Here is a 17722-nt window from a genome sequence, read left to right as displayed (position 1 = left end):
TAACACACGCTGTCAATTCATTGGAGAAACTGTAACAACATAAACGTATAATACGATCAAGCAGATATCCTGAGGGGTGCCCAGCTTAGTCCCGGGCATCTTCTCGTTTCTTGGAGCATGAGTGAACGATCCCAGGCCATACCAGACTGACACAACTGAAATAGACCTGCGTGAGCTGATATTGGCCATATGGGATGCCAAGTTGCTGATCTTTCTAGTCACCATTGTGGTAGTCGCCTGTGCTGCGGCTTATGCCTTTCTTGCCACGCCGGAATACGAAGCACGCACCCAGATCGCTCCTCCCACGGCAAGCGACCTCGCGAGTTACAACGCCGCAAGCCAGCTAACGGGCACGGCCATCAGCGGCGTATTGGATACCGCGTCCAGCGGCGGCATTGACGAACTGACGCCTGAACAGGCTTATGCGGCCTTTCTTAGCCGGCTGCGATCCATGGCGCAGCGGCAACAGTTTTTTGATGACTACTATTTGCCCGCCAAGTCAAAACAGGCCGAGGTAAACCGCCAACAATTATGGAGAAAGCTGGAAGGAAATCTTCAAGTGAAGCTTCCTGACCCCAATGAGTATGCTGCAAGCGTGACGATAGAAGGCGAGAGCCCTGAGCAAATTGCAGAATGGGCGAATCTTTACGTGCAACTGGCAATGGACGCCACGAAGAAGCAACTGCTGGACAATTTGAACGGGGAAGTCCAAGTACGCAGGAAGGGTGTCGAAGATCAGATCGCCACGTTGCGCACGGTTGCAAAGACCAGCCGGGAAGCACGCATCACCCGGCTGAAAAACGCGCTCGCCGTCGCCAAGGAAATCGGGCTTGAATCTCCGGCACCTGCTGGCCCGCTCATATCCATCGGAAACAATGATGCTGTTCTCTCCAACGGCGATCTCACCTATCTTCGCGGCGCAAAGTCTATTCAGTCCGAACTGGAACTGCTTGAAAAGCGCACTAACGATGACGCGTATATCCCTGAGCTGTCCGATCTGCTTAAGAAAAAAACGTTATTGGAAAAAATAGATCTGTCGCCTGATCTGGCGGTAGCCAGAGTTGACGCACTAGCCATTGCGCCCGAAGATCCCATTAAGCCAAGAAAGGCGCTGATCATTGCCGTGGGCCTGCTTGTCGGACTTCTCTTGTCTGGTTGTATTGTCCTGATCCGAGTGATGATAAAGACCAGGCGTTAACCGGGCGCATCTTCCATCCTGCACGCGACTCAAGCGATACAGGTCAAGCCATCCGCCTGACGCCGTAAGGTATGGCTGCCTCCTCGGCGGCGAGATCGGCGAGGCGCGGCTCGGAAATATCGTGAGGAACCTGCAACGCGAATTGGTACTCTGGTACCCATTGCTTCAGTGCTGCCCGGACGTCATCATCGCTCAATTGGTTTTCCATCGAAAGCCACGCCTGCACCTGATGCAGAAATCCTTCCGGCACAGACCGAGACTGTGCAATACGCAGCTTTTCATGCGGCGTCTCCAGGGTTTCCTCTGTATCAGCCAACAGCTCTTCATAAAGCTTTTCGCCAGGCCTGAGTCCGGAGAACTCAATGGGAATTTCCTCTTCCGAAAAACCCGACAGGCGTATCATGTTTCTCGCCAGATCAATGATCTTTACCGGCTCTCCCATATCCAGCACGAATATTTCTCCACCGCGTCCCATTGAAGCAGCCTGGAGCACCAGTTGCGCTGCCTCGGGAATAGACATGAAATAGCGCGTGATCTCGGGGTGAGTCACCGTCACCGGTCCGCCACTTTCGATCTGGGATTTAAACTTGGGGATCACGCTGCCTGTGCTGCCGAGCACATTGCCAAAGCGCACCATCTGGTAACAGGTGGCGCCGCCTTCCTGATGCAGCACTTCGCACAGCATTTCAGCCACGCGCTTGGTCGCCCCCATCACATTGGTGGGATTCACAGCCTTGTCGGTGGAAATAAGCACAAAGCGCTCGGCGCCAAACTCGCGCGAACACAAGGCAGCATTCAATGTGCCCAACACATTGTTGCGTACGGCCTGCCATGCATTGTGAATCTCCATCAATGGGACATGCTTATAGGCCGCCGCGTGAAATACAATATCTGGAGACCATCGGGCGAAAATATCATTCATATGCTGCTTGTCCTTTACATCCCCTGCAAGCGGAATGATTCTGATGCGAGGGCGGTGCACATGGAACCACTGCTCCGCAGCATAGAGCGCATACTCGCTTGCTTCCAAAAGAACGATATATTCAGGGTCAAACCGGGCCAGTTGCCTGCAAAGCTCACCGCCGATCGATCCCCCGGCTCCGGTGACGAGGATACGTTTTCGCGACAGCATCGCGCCTACATTGTGGTCATCGATTTGAACGGATTTTCGGCCCAGCAAATCCTCCACCTTCACGGGCCTCATCATGTTGACCGCTACCCGGCCGCTCATGAATTCGCCCAGGCCTGGCACAATAAATAGATTGGCTCCCGCCGCCGTGACGATACGGGTGATGCGCTGCAGCGCCTCCGCTTTGGCCGACGGCATGGCCAATATCGCGCAATTGGCCGCGTATCGGCGCATGATGGTGACCAGCGACGCGGTCCCGCCCTCGACCCGGCGGCCGGACAGCTCCAGCCCCCATTTGGCCCGATCATCATCGACCAGCGCCACTACGTTCCATTCTGTGCTGCGCGCGAGTTCACGCACCAACATTGCACTGGCCGATCCCGCTCCGATGACCACCACTGGCTTTCCATCCCTGCTGCTTTTGCCATACAGCACCTGCTCCTTTAGCATCCTCCATGCAATGCGCCCGCCCGCCATGACGAGCAGTAGCAGCATGGGGTAGAGAGCAAATAATGCGCGAGGAACTGTCAGATACGGCCGGGAGAAAACCACCAGGAGAAGCGCCGCAGCCGCAGAGACAACAACGGCCATAAGCACGCGCTTGAGGTCAGGCAAACTGGCAAAACGCCACATGCCGCGATAAAGCCCCGCCCACTGGCAAGCCAGAAACTGGACCACCAGCAGAGCCAGGGAGCCGTACAGCATCTCGTGCGCATAGTCACGGGGCCATTCGAAGTTGAACCGTATGACGAAGCCGCCGATCCAGGCCACGAGCACCGCGAGCAGGTCAAATGCAAAGACCAGCAGGAGACGAAAAGCTTTACTGACAAACATAGCGACCTACTTCCTGTTGAGCGTCATTTGCATTTAACTGCCGGCGTCAGCCCATACGGGAACGCATGGTCAGGCCGTCGCCCTCTTCATGACATCGGTCAGTACCGAGCATGTGCGCGATATCTCCTCGGTCGATAATGTCGGATGCACCAGAAACATCAGGCTGGTTTCACCCAACTCACGCGCGACAGGCAGCGGCTCGGGGGGCCTGTATGGTGTATGCGCAAAGGCTTTTTCCAGATAGACCTCGGAACACGAACCCGAATAGACTGGAACGCCCGCAGCATTAGTTTCAGCCATCACTCTGTCCCTCGTCCATCCGTCTTTCAGCCGAGAAGGGCGAACGAACACATAGCACTTGTACGCCGCGTGCTCTACGTGAGAAGGTATATCGGGTACGCGCAAACCCGTCAGCGCGCGTGCGGCGGCCCATATGCTATTGGCATTCATCAGCCTGACCCTGTGCCATTCAGGCATCCGCCTGAGTTGTATGCGGCCAATAGCAGCCTGCATCTCGATCATGCGCCCATTGGTGCCGAACGTCTCGTGCAACCATCGGAAGCCCGGCCCATGCTCCGTCTCATAGACGGCAGCCCATGATTTTCCATGATCTTTGTAGGCCCACATCGCACGCCATAACGCCTCATCATTGGTCGTGACCATCCCCCCTTCACCGCCTGTCGTCATGATCTTGTCCTGACAGAAAGACCAAGCGCCGATCTGGCCGAAGCCACCGACCGGCCGACCTTTGTATAACGCGCCGTGAGCCTGAGCACAGTCTTCAATTATTGCCAGATTGTGCTGTTGAGCCAGTGCCATCATGTCATCCATTTCACAAGGCCAGCCGGCAAGGTGCACAGCCAGAATTGCTTTGGTTTTAGGCGTGATGGCAGGCTCGATGGTCTCCGCGGAAATGTTCTGGCTGTTCCTGTCAACGTCCACAAACACAGGCGTTGCACCGCTGTTGACGATGCAGGATGCCGAGGCGAGAAAAGTTCGGGAGGTGACGATGACCTCGTCACCCTGACCGATGCGCAGGGCACACAATGCAGCATCAATAGCCACGGTGCCATTGCTCAATGCAACGGCATAATCGGCTCCAGCCCAGGATGCATACTCTCGTTCGAACGCCCTGCTTACCTGTCCCGTCCAGTAACTGACTCTATTTGACAGAAGCACTTCCCGCACCGCATCGGCCTCTTCAGCCGTAAAGGAAGGCCACGGGGAAAATCCTGTATTAAGCATTCTCGATTCCTAAATTTCGCGCAGGTACACCCGCAACACACGAATCGTCACCGACATCACCAATTACCACCGCCCCCGCGGCTATGACGGATCTGCGTCCCACGGCAACACCCTGCTTGAGACTGGCGCCAATACCGACCCAGCTTCCCTCTCCGATAGTGACACTCCCCGCAAGGCGCGCACCGGGACTGACGTGCACGCAGTCAGCCAGGATGCAATCATGGTCTACCGAGCATGCCGTATTCAAAATGACACCGATTCCCAGATCAGCGCCGCAGTTCACGACGGCGAGCGCGAAAATTACAGTTCCAGATCCAACGCTCGCATGGCGGCTGACCATTGCATGCGGATGGATGACGGTAGCCATCCTGGCGCCGCATTGCATCAGCCGGTCAATAAGTCTCTTGCGGATCGCATTGTCGCCAACAGCCACGACAATGCCGTCGTACCGGTCCAATGCCCGAACCAGGCTTTCCGTGTTGCCCATGACCGGCCAAGCGCCATTGAGCACTTTGCCTGGCCATTGATCATCAAAGAACACGCAACGCTCCCATCCAGCAAGCTCCGCTGTGTCAGCGACCACCTTTCCGTGCCCGCTCGCTCCCAGGATGGCAAGTTGCTTCATGAGCTTTTCCCTGTGAACCTCGACATCGTCGCTTGGCCTGGCTGATTGACTTCGCACCGGCTGATCACCTTGATCACTGTCATGACACAGATTTTCAGATCCAGCCACATACTTCTGTTGTCGACGTACCATACATCCAGGCGAAACTTATCTTCCCACCCCAACGCATTACGCCCATTGACCTGAGCCCAGCCCGTTATGCCAGGCCTTACTTCGTGACGCCGGGCCTGTGCTGCGTCGTACAGTGGAAGATATTCCATGAGCAACGGCCGCGGCCCGACAAGGCTCATCTCTCCCTTCAGCACATTCCACAACTCAGGCAATTCATCGAGGCTGGCAGCGCGAAGCATCTCGCCGACGGAAGTCATCCTTTCATCGTCCGGCAAAAGCTGGCCATTCCTGTCGTGGCAGATACGCATGGTGCGAAACTTAACCATCTTGAATGGACGACTATCCTTTCCAGGCCGAACCTGCATGAACAGTATTGGCGAACCGATGCTGCAGCGGATGCAAACCGCCACGATGGCCATGACGGGACTCAATATCACCAGAAGCACTGATGCCATGAGCACATCAAAAAGGCGTTTTATCATCATGACGAACCTTGACCTTTGCCTCGCCCATACCTGCAAGCAAGTTCTGCATGTCGCCGGCGGACTTGTTTTTCAATCCCCTCGACTGGCGGTTTCAAGAAATAGGCCTGACAGGACATGTTCTGCAATCAGTGCCTGATCCGCCTCTTGCAAGTACGGATGCATGGGCAAGCTTATTATTCTTTGCGCCACAGCATCACCAACCGGCAAATGGATGGCCGACGCGACCGCGGGCTGCTGATTCAATGGAACAGGATAATGAACCGCCGTTGGTATGCCAGCCTCGTGAAGCCGTTGCTGCACGTGGTCTCTGTCATCCATCTGAAGGGAGTATTGGGCGAAGACGCTGATATTGTTCGCGTTTATGTGCGGTGTCACAATCGCGTCCTGATCGCGCAACAGTCGTGCATAAGCCTGCGCCACACTTTGTCGCCGCTCAATTTCGTCGTCAAGGATTTCCAGCTTGGGTAGAAGTATGGCCGCCTGCAAGGTATCCAGGCGGCTGTTTACACCAACCCGGACATGGTGATAGCGCCTGCTCTGCCCGTGCCGTGCTATCTGCCGCAGCACTCTGGCCAACTCTTCGTCATTGGTGAAAATCGCACCGCCGTCGCCGTAGCAGCCAAGCGGTTTGCTGGGAAAAAAGCTGGTGGTGGCGATGGTGCTTAGGTTGCACGACTTACGCCCTTTGTATGAAGCGCCAAAACTCTGTGCACCGTCCTCGATGACAGCGATATGATGGCGCATGGCAACCTCATTGATCGCATCAAAATCGGCGCACTGGCCAAACAGAGAAACCGAAATAATGGCCTTGGTGCGTGGCGTAATCGCCGCTTCCAACAAGCCTGGATCCAGGTTGTAGCTAAGGGGATCGATATCCACATAAACCGGCCTTGCTCCCAGTAAGGCGGCGCTTTCCGCCGTAGCGATATAGGTGAACCCGGGTGTGATCACTTCGTCACCTGGGCCCACGCCAAGCGCCATCTGTGCAATCTGCAGCGCATCCGTGCCATTGGCGCAGCTTATGCAGAACCTCGCGCCGGTGTATGCCGCGAGCCTTTCCTCCAGCTCGTAAACCTCGGGGCCGAGAATGTATTTGCCATGGGTCAGTACCTGTCGGATGCCGGCATCTATTTTGTCTTTGATCCTGGCCTGTTGCGCTTTCAAGTCAATGAAGTCCATCATTGTCACCATCCTGTTTTTGGAGCCGACTGCCTTGCAATACATACAGGGAATGCGTGTGCTGGCAACGAATCCGAGCGTCACCGGACAGGGGTAATGCGAGCTGCTCGCCAAATTCACTCACCCAGCCAACCTGCCGTGCGGGCACACCAACCACAAGCGCATAGTCGGGCACCTCCCTGGTCACAACCGCCCCGGCACCCACAAAGGCGTAACGGCCTATGGTCACGCCGCACACAATGGTGCAGTTGGCCCCCAGCGTGGCACCTTCCCGGATCAGCGTGTCCTTGTATTCCTCTTTGCGTTCTATGAGGGCTCGCGGGTTGTACACATTGGTGAACACCATGCTGGGGCCGCAAAAGACACCGCGCTCCAGCGTGACGTTGTCATACACCGACACGTTGTTCTGGATCTTGCAGTCATCGCCGATCACCACACGATTTCCTATGAATACGTTCTGCCCCAGCGAAACGCCGTTCCCTATCCGGGCGCCTGCACAAACATGAGCAAAATGCCATATGCGCGAACCACTGCCGATCCGGGCGCCATCGTCAACGATGGCGCTTTCATGCTGGTAATAGGTCATTTTTTCAAGAATGGGTGATAGTCACCCAATAATGGCGCAATGCTGGCGTTGCGAATTGCCGCTACTGTTGTAATGGCCTCACGGCTGTCTTCGAGGCCAAACCCGCGCCCAGCCAGAATTTCCTCGTAGCTACGCGTATGCAGGTCGGCGAAGCCACCTGAAAACTCAATCTCCTCGTCGTCAACAGTAATGGAGCGAAAAGTACATTGTCCTTTGGCGCGCACTGGCGCCGGCACGTCTTCGATATCCACCGACAGAAACCAGCGCACTCGCGCATGCTCATACTCAAGATAGCCGGCCGCCTTGGTTTCCGACGCATGATGCACAATATTCTGCTGGAGATCGCCAAATATGTAATGCAGCATGTCAAAGAAGTGCACGCCAATATTGGTCGCGATGCCACCGGATTTCCTGGCGTCCCCCTTCCAGGATTGCAGATACCAGCGGCCGCGAGATGTAATGTAGGCGAGGTCAACGTCATGTTTGGTGTCACGCTTCTTGCATTGCAGACTTTTGCGCATGGCCACGATGGACGGATGCACACGCAATTGAAGAATGGTATTGACCCTGTGGCCGGTGTCCCGTTCTATGTCGAGCAGGCCGTCAATATTCCAGGGATTCAGAACCAGCGGCTTCTCGCACACCGCGTCTGCATCCGATCGCAAGGCAAAGCGCATATGGGAATCGTGCAGATAGTTGGGAGAGCAGATGGAAACATAGTCCACACGCCTTCCACCCGCCTTTCGGCGCATCTTGTCCAGATGCCTGTCGAATCGCTCGAATTCAGTAAAAAATTCTGCGCCCGGAAAATGGCTGTCTATGATCCCGACTGAATCATTGGGGTCCAGCGCGGCAACCAACGCGTTGCCAGTCGCCTTGATGGCTTGCATATGACGGGGCGCAATATACCCAGCAGCGCCAATGAGAGCAAAGTTCTTCATTTTGAAACACCCACCGAATTCGCCGTGACAAGGAATCCAGTTGACAGGCATAGGCGTGCTTTTTACGGCTGGTCCAAGGCATGCCTCGGTTAGCTTCGGCTCAGGCATTCTGAAACGATAATTAATTCTGCCTAAGCCAATGCCAATTGGGTACGCCAAACCAGCCTGCGCTTCCAAGCATCTTGCCTTGAAAAACGCAGCAATTTCAGACTATGTGCATCAACCGCTCGGTAATCACTGTTTATTAAGTGAGGGGACTCTAGCATGGGCCATGACGGACCGCCTATCAGGCATTTTGTCATCGGACAAAAGCCTGAATCCTGCCGCTCCAGCGCAATTATGGCCGGCACACGTGCCGGTGACTGCCGGAATGGCTACCCTCTTTTCTCATGGATATCAATCAACTATGATCAGCAATGGCCCGCCTAAAACGGCGACCCATTAGGAGAAGGTCTGGAGTATTAATGCGCCGGAGAAGTAGGACGAATGGTGGATGAATCACCGACCATACAGCCTAGAGGTTGCCGTTCAGATCGGGAAAGCGATTGGATATCACCTTCGCGGGTATTCCAGCGATCACAGAACCCCTCGGAAAGGACTTTGTGACAACACTATTCGCGCCCACCACACAGGCCTCACCCAGCGAGACGCCGGGCAGTATTACAGCATTGGCTCCCAGCCAGCAATCTCTGCCTATGCGAACTGGCTTGTCGTCATAGCCCGGAGGCCGTTCTCCAGGCGACATGGAACGATACCTGGCCTCCTGTTCCCGAATGGTAAGCTCGGGCCAGGCTTGGAAGATATGGGTTCCAGACGAAATAAAGACATTCGGGGCAAGCAGGCACTGCTCGCCGATGTCCACGGTTCCATTAAGGGTGCAGTGGCGTTGTACAGTTGTTTGCGGGCCGATGGAAACAGCGGTCGATGTATTGATTTCCACATCTGCGGCAATCCAGACTCTCTCGCCAAAATGAATACATCCATTGCCGCTGACGGAAGCGGCCAGCCTCGCCCCAAGTTTGACTCCGCGGTCTATCTTGTACAGGCCGAATTTCCCCAGCAGCACAGCCGTCGGGTGTATGCGCGCACCAAAGCGAACAATGCCAGCCAGCGTCACAAGCCAGCGCCATAAAAAGAAACGTCTCAAAATTTGCATCGTCAGCCCTTGTTTTTGCCACGACAAAACCGGAATGCGGTGGTCGAAACCAGCAGATAGCTGAACACATTCAGCACCAGGGCGAGCATGGCCACGTCAATCGGGCTTGGTGAATCACGCCATGGCTGTGCCCATACCACCCACGTCGTCAAGCCCAGGATCACCGAAAGTACATTCAACAACAACAAGCGGGACTCCTGACCCGTGATGACCAGAAAGCTGGACCAGAAATCGGATATACGCAGTATCCCGACCACAAGAAAAATTGCCATCAGCCCAGCGGATTCAGCGTATTGGGGATACAGCAGGCGAGTGCCAGCCGTCAATGCCAGGTAGGCGGGCCCATATGCCACGATACCGGCAACGCCCAAACCTACGGATAGCTTCCAGCTGACTCTGAACGCCGCCATGGCTCCATTGGCCGCAAACCTTCTGGCCAGCATTGGATATGCCGACGCATTGATAAGTACCTGAGTAGCGCCACTGATCACAAGTATGATAGCGGCGAATGAATATAAGGCAAACCGGGTTGAGCTCAGGAACTGGTTGGCTGCCCACCGGTCCACGTTCAGCAACGCAAATGTAATGACACTGATCAGCAAAAGCGTGGCTGCCGCCTTCCATTGCACACGCCTGAAGCGATTCAGAGCCAGCCGGATTGCTGAAATATAGCGAAAGCCGATTCTCCGGAAGGCCTTCCACAGAATCAGTTGGGCAAGCGACAGCGTGATAATAATCTCAGCCACCAGTATGGGATATGCCGCTCTGGTGAAATCCGCCAGCAGCGTACTGATCATGACGACAGCCAAGCCTCGGGCAAGATTCTGGTAGGCGTAGCGCATGGTTTCCCATCGGCTCCGGCTTTCGATGGTCGCGATTATGAAGCACTGCTGCGACAGGCCATGCATCAGCCCAAGCAGGGTAACGTGGACCGGAAAACTTGGTGCCCTGACTCCAGCGAAAGCAAGTACAAGTGCAAGCGCGGCGCAACCCGAGGCAACGACTATGCACTGAGCCAACAGCGCAGCGGAGCTTTTGAAGCGGCCACGGACCATCATGACAGGCATTTCCCGCTGCAAAAGAGGCTGAAGGCCCAGGCAGGCCAACATGCAAAAGGAGCCGGATATCAGAAGCCCTGTGCTGTAGTTCGCAAACTCATTTAGCGGGAGAAAGTGCGCCACAATGAGTGTGCGCAGCATCATGAACCCCATCGCCATTGCCAGCAATGGGGCATAACCCAGGCGCTTTGCGCGCTCCAGGTTCAACTTGGTTGATCCTAGTCGCATCTGGAAGGCGGGACGGTCACGTGATCATTCTCAATGAGCGCTGGTTCTTTTCGTCGTTCATGACACCGTAATCGAACAGCGCGTACTGAAGCTGTAGCAGCAGGCGAGGTCTATCGGTGGGTGTTCTACCCTTGTGTATGCACAAGGTGTTCTCGGCAAACCCCGTACCAGCCTTGCCCGATATTTCGATGACGTTCTGCGTACCGTAACTCTCCAGCACTTCTGCATCACTGAAACGCCGCAGGCGTTTCATATCGAGTTCCTGTGCATTATGAGATGTCGCGACACATACATGTCCGCCATCTCCCGCGGGCACGTCTGTGAGATAGAAAAAAAACTTGAAGAATCGAAAATCATCCACGTCGCGGTGAAAAAAATGTGCATGCTTGTGGCGATCCTCATCAGACGCATTTACGGGGAAAGTCCACCACATGTTCGCCCCAACAAACCGGGGAATCGAGCCAAGAAAAGACGCCGCTATCCACAAAAGCGCAGGATCGTCTCGCAAACTGGCAACGGCGCTGCTCCGAGCCGAGGTATTGAAGTACTGCGCCAGCAGGATAGGCTTGTTCAGCCTTTCCTCCGCATTCTCTCGATCGGCCAGATAAAAGCCCGCATCGGGATTTCTGAACGCATAGCATGGTTCATTGCGCGCGAAATCGCATAAATCCTCCACCATGGCATCCGGCAATCGAAGACCAAATGCCACACCGTTCTGCTGAAGATCGGCGACTATCCGATGCAGATCGGCATCCTTGAAAATGGATTTCTCCATACGTTGTTCACAATCCGCCAAAAGCCGGCGAGTGCCGCCTGCATGAAAGCGGCTGCGGGCACCTGTAACGAGCTGGCGCACGTTCTCGAAGCGCGCTACGGCGCGCATCAATGTATAGCGAGGGTGCTTGCGGAAATTACGAATGATGTGCGAAATGGCCATAATTGATTCCAGACAACGGGCTGATGACAGCGATCAATTCCCTGTTAAAGGCTTTTCTTCCAGAGACGGAAGTACAGGCTTCCCACGACATAAGTGAATAGAAAAAAGCAAGATAGAATAATATTGCTCTCAGGCAGGTTTCTGTGCACCATGAACACCCGCCTGAGCATTTTTAATTTTGAACCGGAAATCTGCCCTTCCACCTTCCGGTATCGAAGCAGCGGATATTTGATCTTTATCGCATCACCAAAGCTCTTGAGTATCCTGAGGGAACAGTCGTAGTCCTCTACTGCCTTGTACGCCGGCGACTCGTTGAATGGAACCGCGACAAGTACATCTCGTCGCGCCAGGACACTGGAATTTGGAATACGGCTCTTGAGCCGTTGCTTTTCAAAGGTGATGCGTTCCGTACTGACGCTGCCTGGCTCTGCATAAACAACATCGCTGTCGTCGACAAAATCGGTCATCTGTGTGCAGCACAGGGGAGCCGAACTGCCCCGCAGTATTGGAACCTGAAGCTCGAGCTTGCGCGGATGCCACAGATCATCGGCGTCCAACAACGCAACAAACTCCCCTCGCGCCAGACTCACTCCAATGTTTCTCGGTGCGGCGGGAGCGCCATTATTATGCTCCAGGGGAACCAGCCGTATGCGGCCATCGCTTTGGGCAAGGCGTTCGACCACGCTTCTGGTGCCATCCTTCGAACAGTCATCGACAACGAGCAACTCCCAATTGCCGTAGGACTGACTCACCACAGAATCGATCGTGCGTTCTATCAAGTCCTCGGCGTTATACGCCGGCATGACGATGGAAACGAGTGGCCTGTCATCTTGATTCATGACCGGTCTCCTCGCGGCAGCTTTGCGCGAAAATCGTCGATCCAGCGCAATCCCTTGCGCCGGCCGACATACAGCGGCTCCAGATCAGGGCGCTGATTTACATACGCGGCAAGAGCAGCCCAGTTCTTGTCGTTGAGCATAGACACAACCTCGGTCTCATCGTCCAGAGAATCAGCAAATACCGGGTCGTCCGCATAAATTCTATTGGATTGCATCATCGACAGCAGCCTATCCGGATCAGCGCCACGATAATAAGCATACTTCGTTGTACTCTCGGCCCTGACATACTCAACATACTGGGCAAATCTGCCGTACCTGAGATATACATAGCGCAGGGTTTTCCGCAGGACGTCTTCCCGATCCAAAGGCTCATGAAACTCGGGCAGCGCAAGATCTTCCCGCGTCATGATGGTTTTCAGAAATCCGGCCGCCTGGTAGCTTGCCGGCCCCAAACAGAATACCTGCTTTCCACAGGCCCCCGCCTCCACAGCGGAACTGCCGCCATTCATGACAACGATATCGGCCTGCTGAATGAGATCGTAAGTACTGGCTTTGTCTTCACTGCGGATGCAATGTATGCCGCGGTCCGACGCCCATTTGTAATAATGCGCCTTGGATCGCTCGCCTGTTACCTTTCCTATGGCCTCTCCCCAATTGGGATGACAGCGCAGCACGACTTGCCGTGGGCCGATGCCAAAGGCGTCAAAAAAGTCATCCAGAGCATGTGTATTGTCTGCCCAATCCGATACCCATTCGGGGTGCCCCGCAAACTCATTCTTGCTGCTTGGCAGTACAAGCACCCGCGCACCAGCGTCGGGAAGCGGCCACTCGGCGGGCAAGGGGTTTCGGTTGTACAGGCGCCATTCCAAGGAGTTGCGTTGTAAAAACCGGTCGCCAATCAGCTTTCCGGCGATGCGGGCTTGCCGGCTGGTCAGTGGCCGATTATCAAATTCCCGCGCCAGTTCGCTCAATGCACGAACCGACAGGCAATTCTCATTCGGGATCAGTCTCAATCCGTCCCCAAACCATGTGCGCTCGTGCGTCAAGAAGGGAATACCCGCCTTTTCGCACGCAAAGGTAATGCCACGCGTGAGATCCATTCTTCCGTTAAAGCAAATCACGGCATCAAGCTGTTTGCGCTCTATCCAGGCCATGGCAGCCTGATATGCCTGATTGATGGGTTCCTCAAGCTCCGCGCGGATTTTCGCGACTTCGGGCAAATGATAGTCCTGCGCAGACTCGGTACGGGTGAGTGTTGCGGCGCTGGAATGCGCCAGCTGCTGCAAAACATCATGAGGCAGGCTGCTTCCTCGTGGCGATGAAGACAGAGAGGTAATATCCCGCGCAGGATAGCTGCGAACCCCGCCAAGCATACATTTGCTGCATTCCCTCGCTCTGCCCGTATTCTTCAGAATTCTTGGATAGCAAGTTGCCACGCTTGAGTCGCATGTCAGGTAGGCCACCTCGTGCCCCGCTTGGCGCAGAAGCAGTGACAGATAATACAGGTGCTCCACATGCGGGCGGAACGAATAGATATTCGTAAGTCCGATTTTCATGCAGGCCTCGGCTGGGTGCTAAGCACGGGAACCGGCCGCCGGGACTTCGTGGAAGTGGTACCCACAGCCATCGCCAGGAAAAGAAAGAGTGCCACCGGATAATAATCGAGCAGCCTGTTTGTGAAGAAAACCAGCATGAACATAATTATGGCCACCCAGGAGAAACTGCTCAACTCGCGGCGATGAACATAACTGTGGGCAAGCGCAAGCGCAGTGGCCAGAAAAAAAATCATGGATGCCATTAATCCAAAGCTTCCTATATAAGTCAAATATTGGCTGTCTGCCGCGTAGTAATATCTTTCTGGGTAGCCAAAAAAAAGAACACTGAAAAAATTATCGCGCAGCTGCTCCAATAGATACATATGCATCTGCACGCGCAAGGAAACAGATATCGATGATGCGGAAATATTGTCGTCAAACAAAGCGAGGACAGAGTCCAGCTTGTAAATAAGATGCCGGCTGAGGATATCGTGGCTGAATATCGCCAAACTGGTGCCAATAATCGCGCATAAAAACAGAAAACCCAATCCGAGGCGCTTTGTGCCCCAACTGATCATAAGCGCAGCATAAACCAGGACGGCGAGCATTGCATTTGATTTTATGACGCCATATGACAGAATCAGAAAAAAAATCAATGAACTTGTTTTATATTTTCTATAATGCAGAATATATGCAATTAAAACATCGCATACAAAACCAAAGCTGGAAGGATTTCCTAGGCCGCCTATGAATGCCTTGTTATTCCACAGAGAATATCCATTGATATATATCGCATAATCTATAATTACCTGAGCCGAAATTATCAACAAGCAGGTCTCAAAGAATGAAATTATCGCTTGTTTTCTGGGAACAAGAACAAACAGAGGCAATGCGCAGATCACCATATTAAAAAACATCAGCCCACCACTATCCCAGGCAAATCGTTTCAATAATATGGCGCAAAATGAATAGAAGAAGAAAAGAAGAAATAGAACCTGATGAAAGCGATAGTTATGCTTTAGCTTTGAGGAAAGCAGAAAGCAATACAGAAGCATAATGCCTACCGGCTTGAGGAGGCTGTATGTCCAGGGCTCGTTTGTGGAACCCTGATCAAACGGAACGAAGTAAAGATAATAGTAATTCCCTAGCACCAACAGGGATGAAAGAAAGATTCCAAGCCGCGGCAATACTCCGACCCGATCGGCGTCCGGCGATTGACAGGTAGTATCCGTATGCATCGAAAACAGTAGCCTGTTTGGGATGGACTACGTACGTAGCTGCCGAAAGTACTCGATCGTGCGATCCAGCCCTTCATCCAGCTCGATGGTGGGGCCCCAGTTATCCAGTTTTTGCTTGGCCAAGGATATGTCAGGCCGACGTTGTTTTGGATCGTCTTGGGGAAGATCGAGGAAGATCATCTTGCTTGAAGAGCCAACCTTTCTAAGCACAGCCTCAGCCAGTTCCCGGATCGTGAACTCGTGAGGGTTCCCGATATTCACCGGGCCATGGAAATCTCTGGGGGTATCCATCATTCTGATAATAGCCTCAACCAGATCGTCCACATAGCAAAAGCTTCTTGTCTGCGATCCATCTCCGTAGATGGTGATATCGCGGCCCTCCAAGGCCTGAACAATGAAATTTGAGACCACCCGCCCATCATTGGGATGCATGCGAGGACCATAGGTATTAAAAATGCGAACAACCTTGATAGCCAGGTCATGTTGCCGCTGATAATCGAAGAACAACGTCTCCGCGCAGCGCTTTCCTTCATCGTAGCAGCTTCGGATGCCAATAGGATTTACCTTGCCCCAATAGGTTTCCTGTTGCGGATGAATTTCTGGGTCGCCATACACTTCACTGGTTGATGCCTGCAAAATCCTCGCACCCACTCTCTTTGCCAAGCCCAGCATGTTGATTGCTCCGTGAACACTGGTCTTGGTGGTCTGAACTGGATCGTGCTGATAATGTACCGGCGACGCGGGGCATGCGAGATTGTATATTTCGTCGACCTCTACATACAGAGGAAACGTGACATCGTGCCGCATGATCTCAAAACGAGGATTCGGTAGTAAATGCTGGATATTCTGCTTGCTGCCTGTATAGTAATTGTCCACGCAAAGCACATCGTGCCCCTGCGCCAGCAAGCGCTCGCATAGATGCGAGCCGAGAAAACCCGCGCCCCCCGTGACTAGAATTTTTTTCATGTCAAAGACTCCTGATGGCCATTCGACCGTCCAATGCCATAATATTCAATACCAAGCTCTGCCATCGCTTCAGGCTCATATAAGTTCCGACCATCGAAAAGCAATGGCTCGGAAAGTCTGGCTTTAACCTCTGAGAAATCCGGGCTTTTGAATGATTTCCAGTCTGTAACTATCACGAGCGCATCCGCGCTGTTCAGCGCCTCGAAGTGCGAATCGCTGTATGTGATGGCCTTGAGGAGCTCGGGGGCTGCAGCGAAGTCCTGCGCCAGGCATTGTTTGGCCACCTCAGTGGCTATCGGGTCATAGGCGCATATCGTTGCGCCGCGCTCGACCAAGGCCTTGATAATGGCGCGGCTTGGCGCTTCACGCATATCGTCGGTATTTGGCTTGAATGCCAAGCCCCAGAGCGCAAAATGCCGCCCTTTAAGCGAATCACCGAAGCGCCTGATAATCTTGTCTGTGAGGACGAGCTTTTGCCTGTCGTTGACCTCATTTACCGCCTCAAGAATCCGCAGGCGGCTGTTGTGCTCCTGGCCAATCTTGATCAAGGCCTGTATATCCTTGGGAAAGCATGAACCTCCAAAACCTACGCCGGCATACAGAAAGTTAAACCCGATTCTGGGATCCGAGCCTATTCCGTGCCTGACCATCTCGATATCCGCGCCAACCTGCTCCGCTAGATTCGCCAGTTCATTCATAAAACTGATACGGCTGGCAAGCATGGAGTTGGCTGCGTATTTGGTAAATTCCGCTGACCGGACATCCATGAAATAGGTCCGATCATGATTGCGATTGAACGGCGCATAGAGCACCCGCATGGCCTCGCGGGCCCTGTTTCCCGCTTCGGAGCCGGGCACCCCAATCACAATGCGGTCCGGACGCATGAAATCCTCCACCGCTGCCCCTTCCTTCAAGAATTCGGGGTTGGAAACCACGGCAAAGCTTGGAATATTCCCGTCCTGCGGTCCAGCCTGATTTGGAGAATGGCCGCGCGCTTCAAGCTCGGCTGAAATGGCCTGCGCCACCTTATCCGCAGTGCCCACGGGAACCGTCGATTTATTCACAACGATCTTGAAGCCTTGCATCCAGCGGCCGATATCGCGAGCCACTGCCAACACATGCTTCAGGTCGGCCGATCCATCTTCATCGGGAGGCGTGCCGACGGCAATAAACAACACGTCGCCATGCGCCACTGCATCCTGCACATCAGTAGTAAAGCGCAACCTCCCAGCCGCGGCGTTGCGAGCAATTAGTTCCTGGAGGCCCGGCTCATAGATAGGCACACCACCCGAATTAAGCAGGTCAATTTTCCGCTTATCGACGTCAAGGCACACCACTTGATTTCCCAGCTCAGCAAAGCATGTGCCGGTAACTAGTCCCACGTAGCCTGAGCCGATTAAGGTTATATTCAATGAACTCTCCCGGTCTGCAG

General features: G+C 54.0%; 16 protein-coding genes. 1 reads left to right on the top strand and 15 read right to left on the bottom strand.

Features of this window, described 5'->3' with window-relative positions; all coding sequences use genetic code 11:
• Positions 1–121 precede the first annotated feature (121 nt).
• Positions 122–1198 (top strand): Wzz/FepE/Etk N-terminal domain-containing protein, encoded by a 1077-nt coding sequence (locus tag ERD78_RS14230; RefSeq protein WP_129969979.1) that lies wholly within the window; start codon positions 122–124, stop codon positions 1196–1198.
• 43 nt (positions 1199–1241) lie between these two features.
• Here ERD78_RS14230 and ERD78_RS14225 read toward each other — a convergent pair whose 3' ends face one another.
• The 15 genes from ERD78_RS14225 to ERD78_RS14155 all read right to left on the bottom strand — a co-directional run bounded on the left by ERD78_RS14225 (position 1242) and on the right by ERD78_RS14155 (position 17702).
• Entirely contained in the window at positions 1242–3161 is a 1920-nt protein-coding gene (locus ERD78_RS14225) for a polysaccharide biosynthesis protein (protein WP_129969978.1), read from the bottom strand.
• Between the two features lie 69 nt (positions 3162–3230).
• Positions 3231–4406: a DegT/DnrJ/EryC1/StrS family aminotransferase gene (locus ERD78_RS14220; protein ID WP_129969977.1), complete on the bottom strand. Its 1176-nt coding sequence runs from the start codon at positions 4404–4406 to the stop codon at positions 3231–3233.
• Positions 4399–5031: an acetyltransferase gene (locus ERD78_RS14215; RefSeq protein WP_129969976.1), complete on the bottom strand. Its 633-nt coding sequence runs from the start codon at positions 5029–5031 to the stop codon at positions 4399–4401. The genes ERD78_RS14220 and ERD78_RS14215 overlap by 8 nt, the downstream gene beginning before the upstream one ends.
• Complete coding sequence (locus tag ERD78_RS14210; RefSeq protein ID WP_129970140.1) at positions 5028–5624, bottom strand: sugar transferase; 597 nt, start codon at positions 5622–5624, stop codon at positions 5028–5030. The genes ERD78_RS14215 and ERD78_RS14210 overlap by 4 nt, the downstream gene beginning before the upstream one ends.
• Positions 5625–5696: 72 nt before the next feature.
• Complete coding sequence (locus tag ERD78_RS14205) at positions 5697–6809, bottom strand: DegT/DnrJ/EryC1/StrS family aminotransferase (RefSeq protein ID WP_129969975.1); 1113 nt, start codon at positions 6807–6809, stop codon at positions 5697–5699.
• Positions 6793–7392, bottom strand: a complete 600-nt coding sequence (locus ERD78_RS14200; RefSeq protein WP_129969974.1) for an acyltransferase — start codon at positions 7390–7392, stop codon at positions 6793–6795. The genes ERD78_RS14205 and ERD78_RS14200 overlap by 17 nt, the downstream gene beginning before the upstream one ends.
• On the bottom strand, positions 7389–8333 hold the full coding sequence (locus ERD78_RS14195) for a Gfo/Idh/MocA family protein (RefSeq protein ID WP_129970139.1): 945 nt from the start codon (positions 8331–8333) through the stop codon (positions 7389–7391). The genes ERD78_RS14200 and ERD78_RS14195 overlap by 4 nt, the downstream gene beginning before the upstream one ends.
• Before the next feature lie 514 nt (positions 8334–8847).
• Positions 8848–9480: an acyltransferase gene (locus ERD78_RS20120; RefSeq protein WP_280634118.1), complete on the bottom strand. Its 633-nt coding sequence runs from the start codon at positions 9478–9480 to the stop codon at positions 8848–8850.
• A gap of 11 nt (positions 9481–9491) precedes the next feature.
• A complete protein-coding gene (locus tag ERD78_RS14185) occupies positions 9492–10754 on the bottom strand; it encodes a polysaccharide biosynthesis protein (RefSeq protein WP_129969972.1) in 1263 nt (420 codons plus the stop codon).
• Between the two features lie 37 nt (positions 10755–10791).
• The gene (locus ERD78_RS14180) at positions 10792–11712 is read right to left on the bottom strand and encodes a phytanoyl-CoA dioxygenase family protein (protein WP_129969971.1); all 921 of its coding nucleotides are present in this window, start codon (positions 11710–11712) and stop codon (positions 10792–10794) included.
• Between the two features lie 44 nt (positions 11713–11756).
• Positions 11757–12551: a glycosyltransferase family 2 protein gene (locus ERD78_RS14175; RefSeq protein WP_129969970.1), complete on the bottom strand. Its 795-nt coding sequence runs from the start codon at positions 12549–12551 to the stop codon at positions 11757–11759.
• Positions 12548–14107: a capsule biosynthesis protein gene (locus ERD78_RS14170; RefSeq protein WP_129969969.1), complete on the bottom strand. Its 1560-nt coding sequence runs from the start codon at positions 14105–14107 to the stop codon at positions 12548–12550. Before ERD78_RS14170 ends, ERD78_RS14175 begins: the two co-directional genes overlap by 4 nt.
• Positions 14104–15324: a hypothetical protein gene (locus ERD78_RS14165; RefSeq protein ID WP_129969968.1), complete on the bottom strand. Its 1221-nt coding sequence runs from the start codon at positions 15322–15324 to the stop codon at positions 14104–14106. The genes ERD78_RS14170 and ERD78_RS14165 overlap by 4 nt, the downstream gene beginning before the upstream one ends.
• A 27-nt stretch (positions 15325–15351) precedes the next feature.
• Positions 15352–16290 (bottom strand): UDP-glucuronic acid decarboxylase family protein, encoded by a 939-nt coding sequence (locus ERD78_RS14160; RefSeq protein WP_129969967.1) that lies wholly within the window; start codon positions 16288–16290, stop codon positions 15352–15354.
• Positions 16287–17702 (bottom strand): UDP-glucose dehydrogenase family protein, encoded by a 1416-nt coding sequence (locus tag ERD78_RS14155; protein WP_129970138.1) that lies wholly within the window; start codon positions 17700–17702, stop codon positions 16287–16289. The genes ERD78_RS14160 and ERD78_RS14155 overlap by 4 nt, the downstream gene beginning before the upstream one ends.
• Positions 17703–17722 lie beyond the last annotated feature (20 nt).

This window comes from Allopusillimonas soli, assembly GCF_004153445.1.
GTDB lineage: Bacteria > Pseudomonadota > Gammaproteobacteria > Burkholderiales > Burkholderiaceae_B > Allopusillimonas > Allopusillimonas soli.
The sequence above is the reverse complement of the archived record's forward strand: the minus strand, read 5'-3'. Positions and strand labels throughout refer to the sequence as shown.

Excerpts from the sequence above, each read along its gene's own strand:
- ERD78_RS14175 (WP_129969970.1), bottom strand. The coding sequence starts at position 12,551 with ATGAATCAAGATGACAGGCCACTCGTTTCCATCGTCATGCCGGCGTAT.
- ERD78_RS14225 (WP_129969978.1), bottom strand. The coding sequence starts at position 3,161 with ATGTTTGTCAGTAAAGCTTTTCGTCTCCTGCTGGTCTTTGCATTTGAC.
- ERD78_RS14165 (WP_129969968.1), bottom strand. The coding sequence starts at position 15,324 with ATGCATACGGATACTACCTGTCAATCGCCGGACGCCGATCGGGTCGGA.
- ERD78_RS14170 (WP_129969969.1), bottom strand. The coding sequence starts at position 14,107 with ATGAAAATCGGACTTACGAATATCTATTCGTTCCGCCCGCATGTGGAG.
- ERD78_RS14160 (WP_129969967.1), bottom strand. The coding sequence starts at position 16,290 with ATGAAAAAAATTCTAGTCACGGGGGGCGCGGGTTTTCTCGGCTCGCAT.
- ERD78_RS14220 (WP_129969977.1), bottom strand. The coding sequence starts at position 4,406 with ATGCTTAATACAGGATTTTCCCCGTGGCCTTCCTTTACGGCTGAAGAG.
- ERD78_RS14200 (WP_129969974.1), bottom strand. The coding sequence starts at position 7,392 with ATGACCTATTACCAGCATGAAAGCGCCATCGTTGACGATGGCGCCCGG.
- ERD78_RS14195 (WP_129970139.1), bottom strand. The coding sequence starts at position 8,333 with ATGAAGAACTTTGCTCTCATTGGCGCTGCTGGGTATATTGCGCCCCGT.
- ERD78_RS14215 (WP_129969976.1), bottom strand. The coding sequence starts at position 5,031 with ATGAAGCAACTTGCCATCCTGGGAGCGAGCGGGCACGGAAAGGTGGTC.
- ERD78_RS14180 (WP_129969971.1), bottom strand. The coding sequence starts at position 11,712 with ATGGCCATTTCGCACATCATTCGTAATTTCCGCAAGCACCCTCGCTAT.
- ERD78_RS14210 (WP_129970140.1), bottom strand. The coding sequence starts at position 5,624 with ATGATAAAACGCCTTTTTGATGTGCTCATGGCATCAGTGCTTCTGGTG.
- ERD78_RS14205 (WP_129969975.1), bottom strand. The coding sequence starts at position 6,809 with ATGATGGACTTCATTGACTTGAAAGCGCAACAGGCCAGGATCAAAGAC.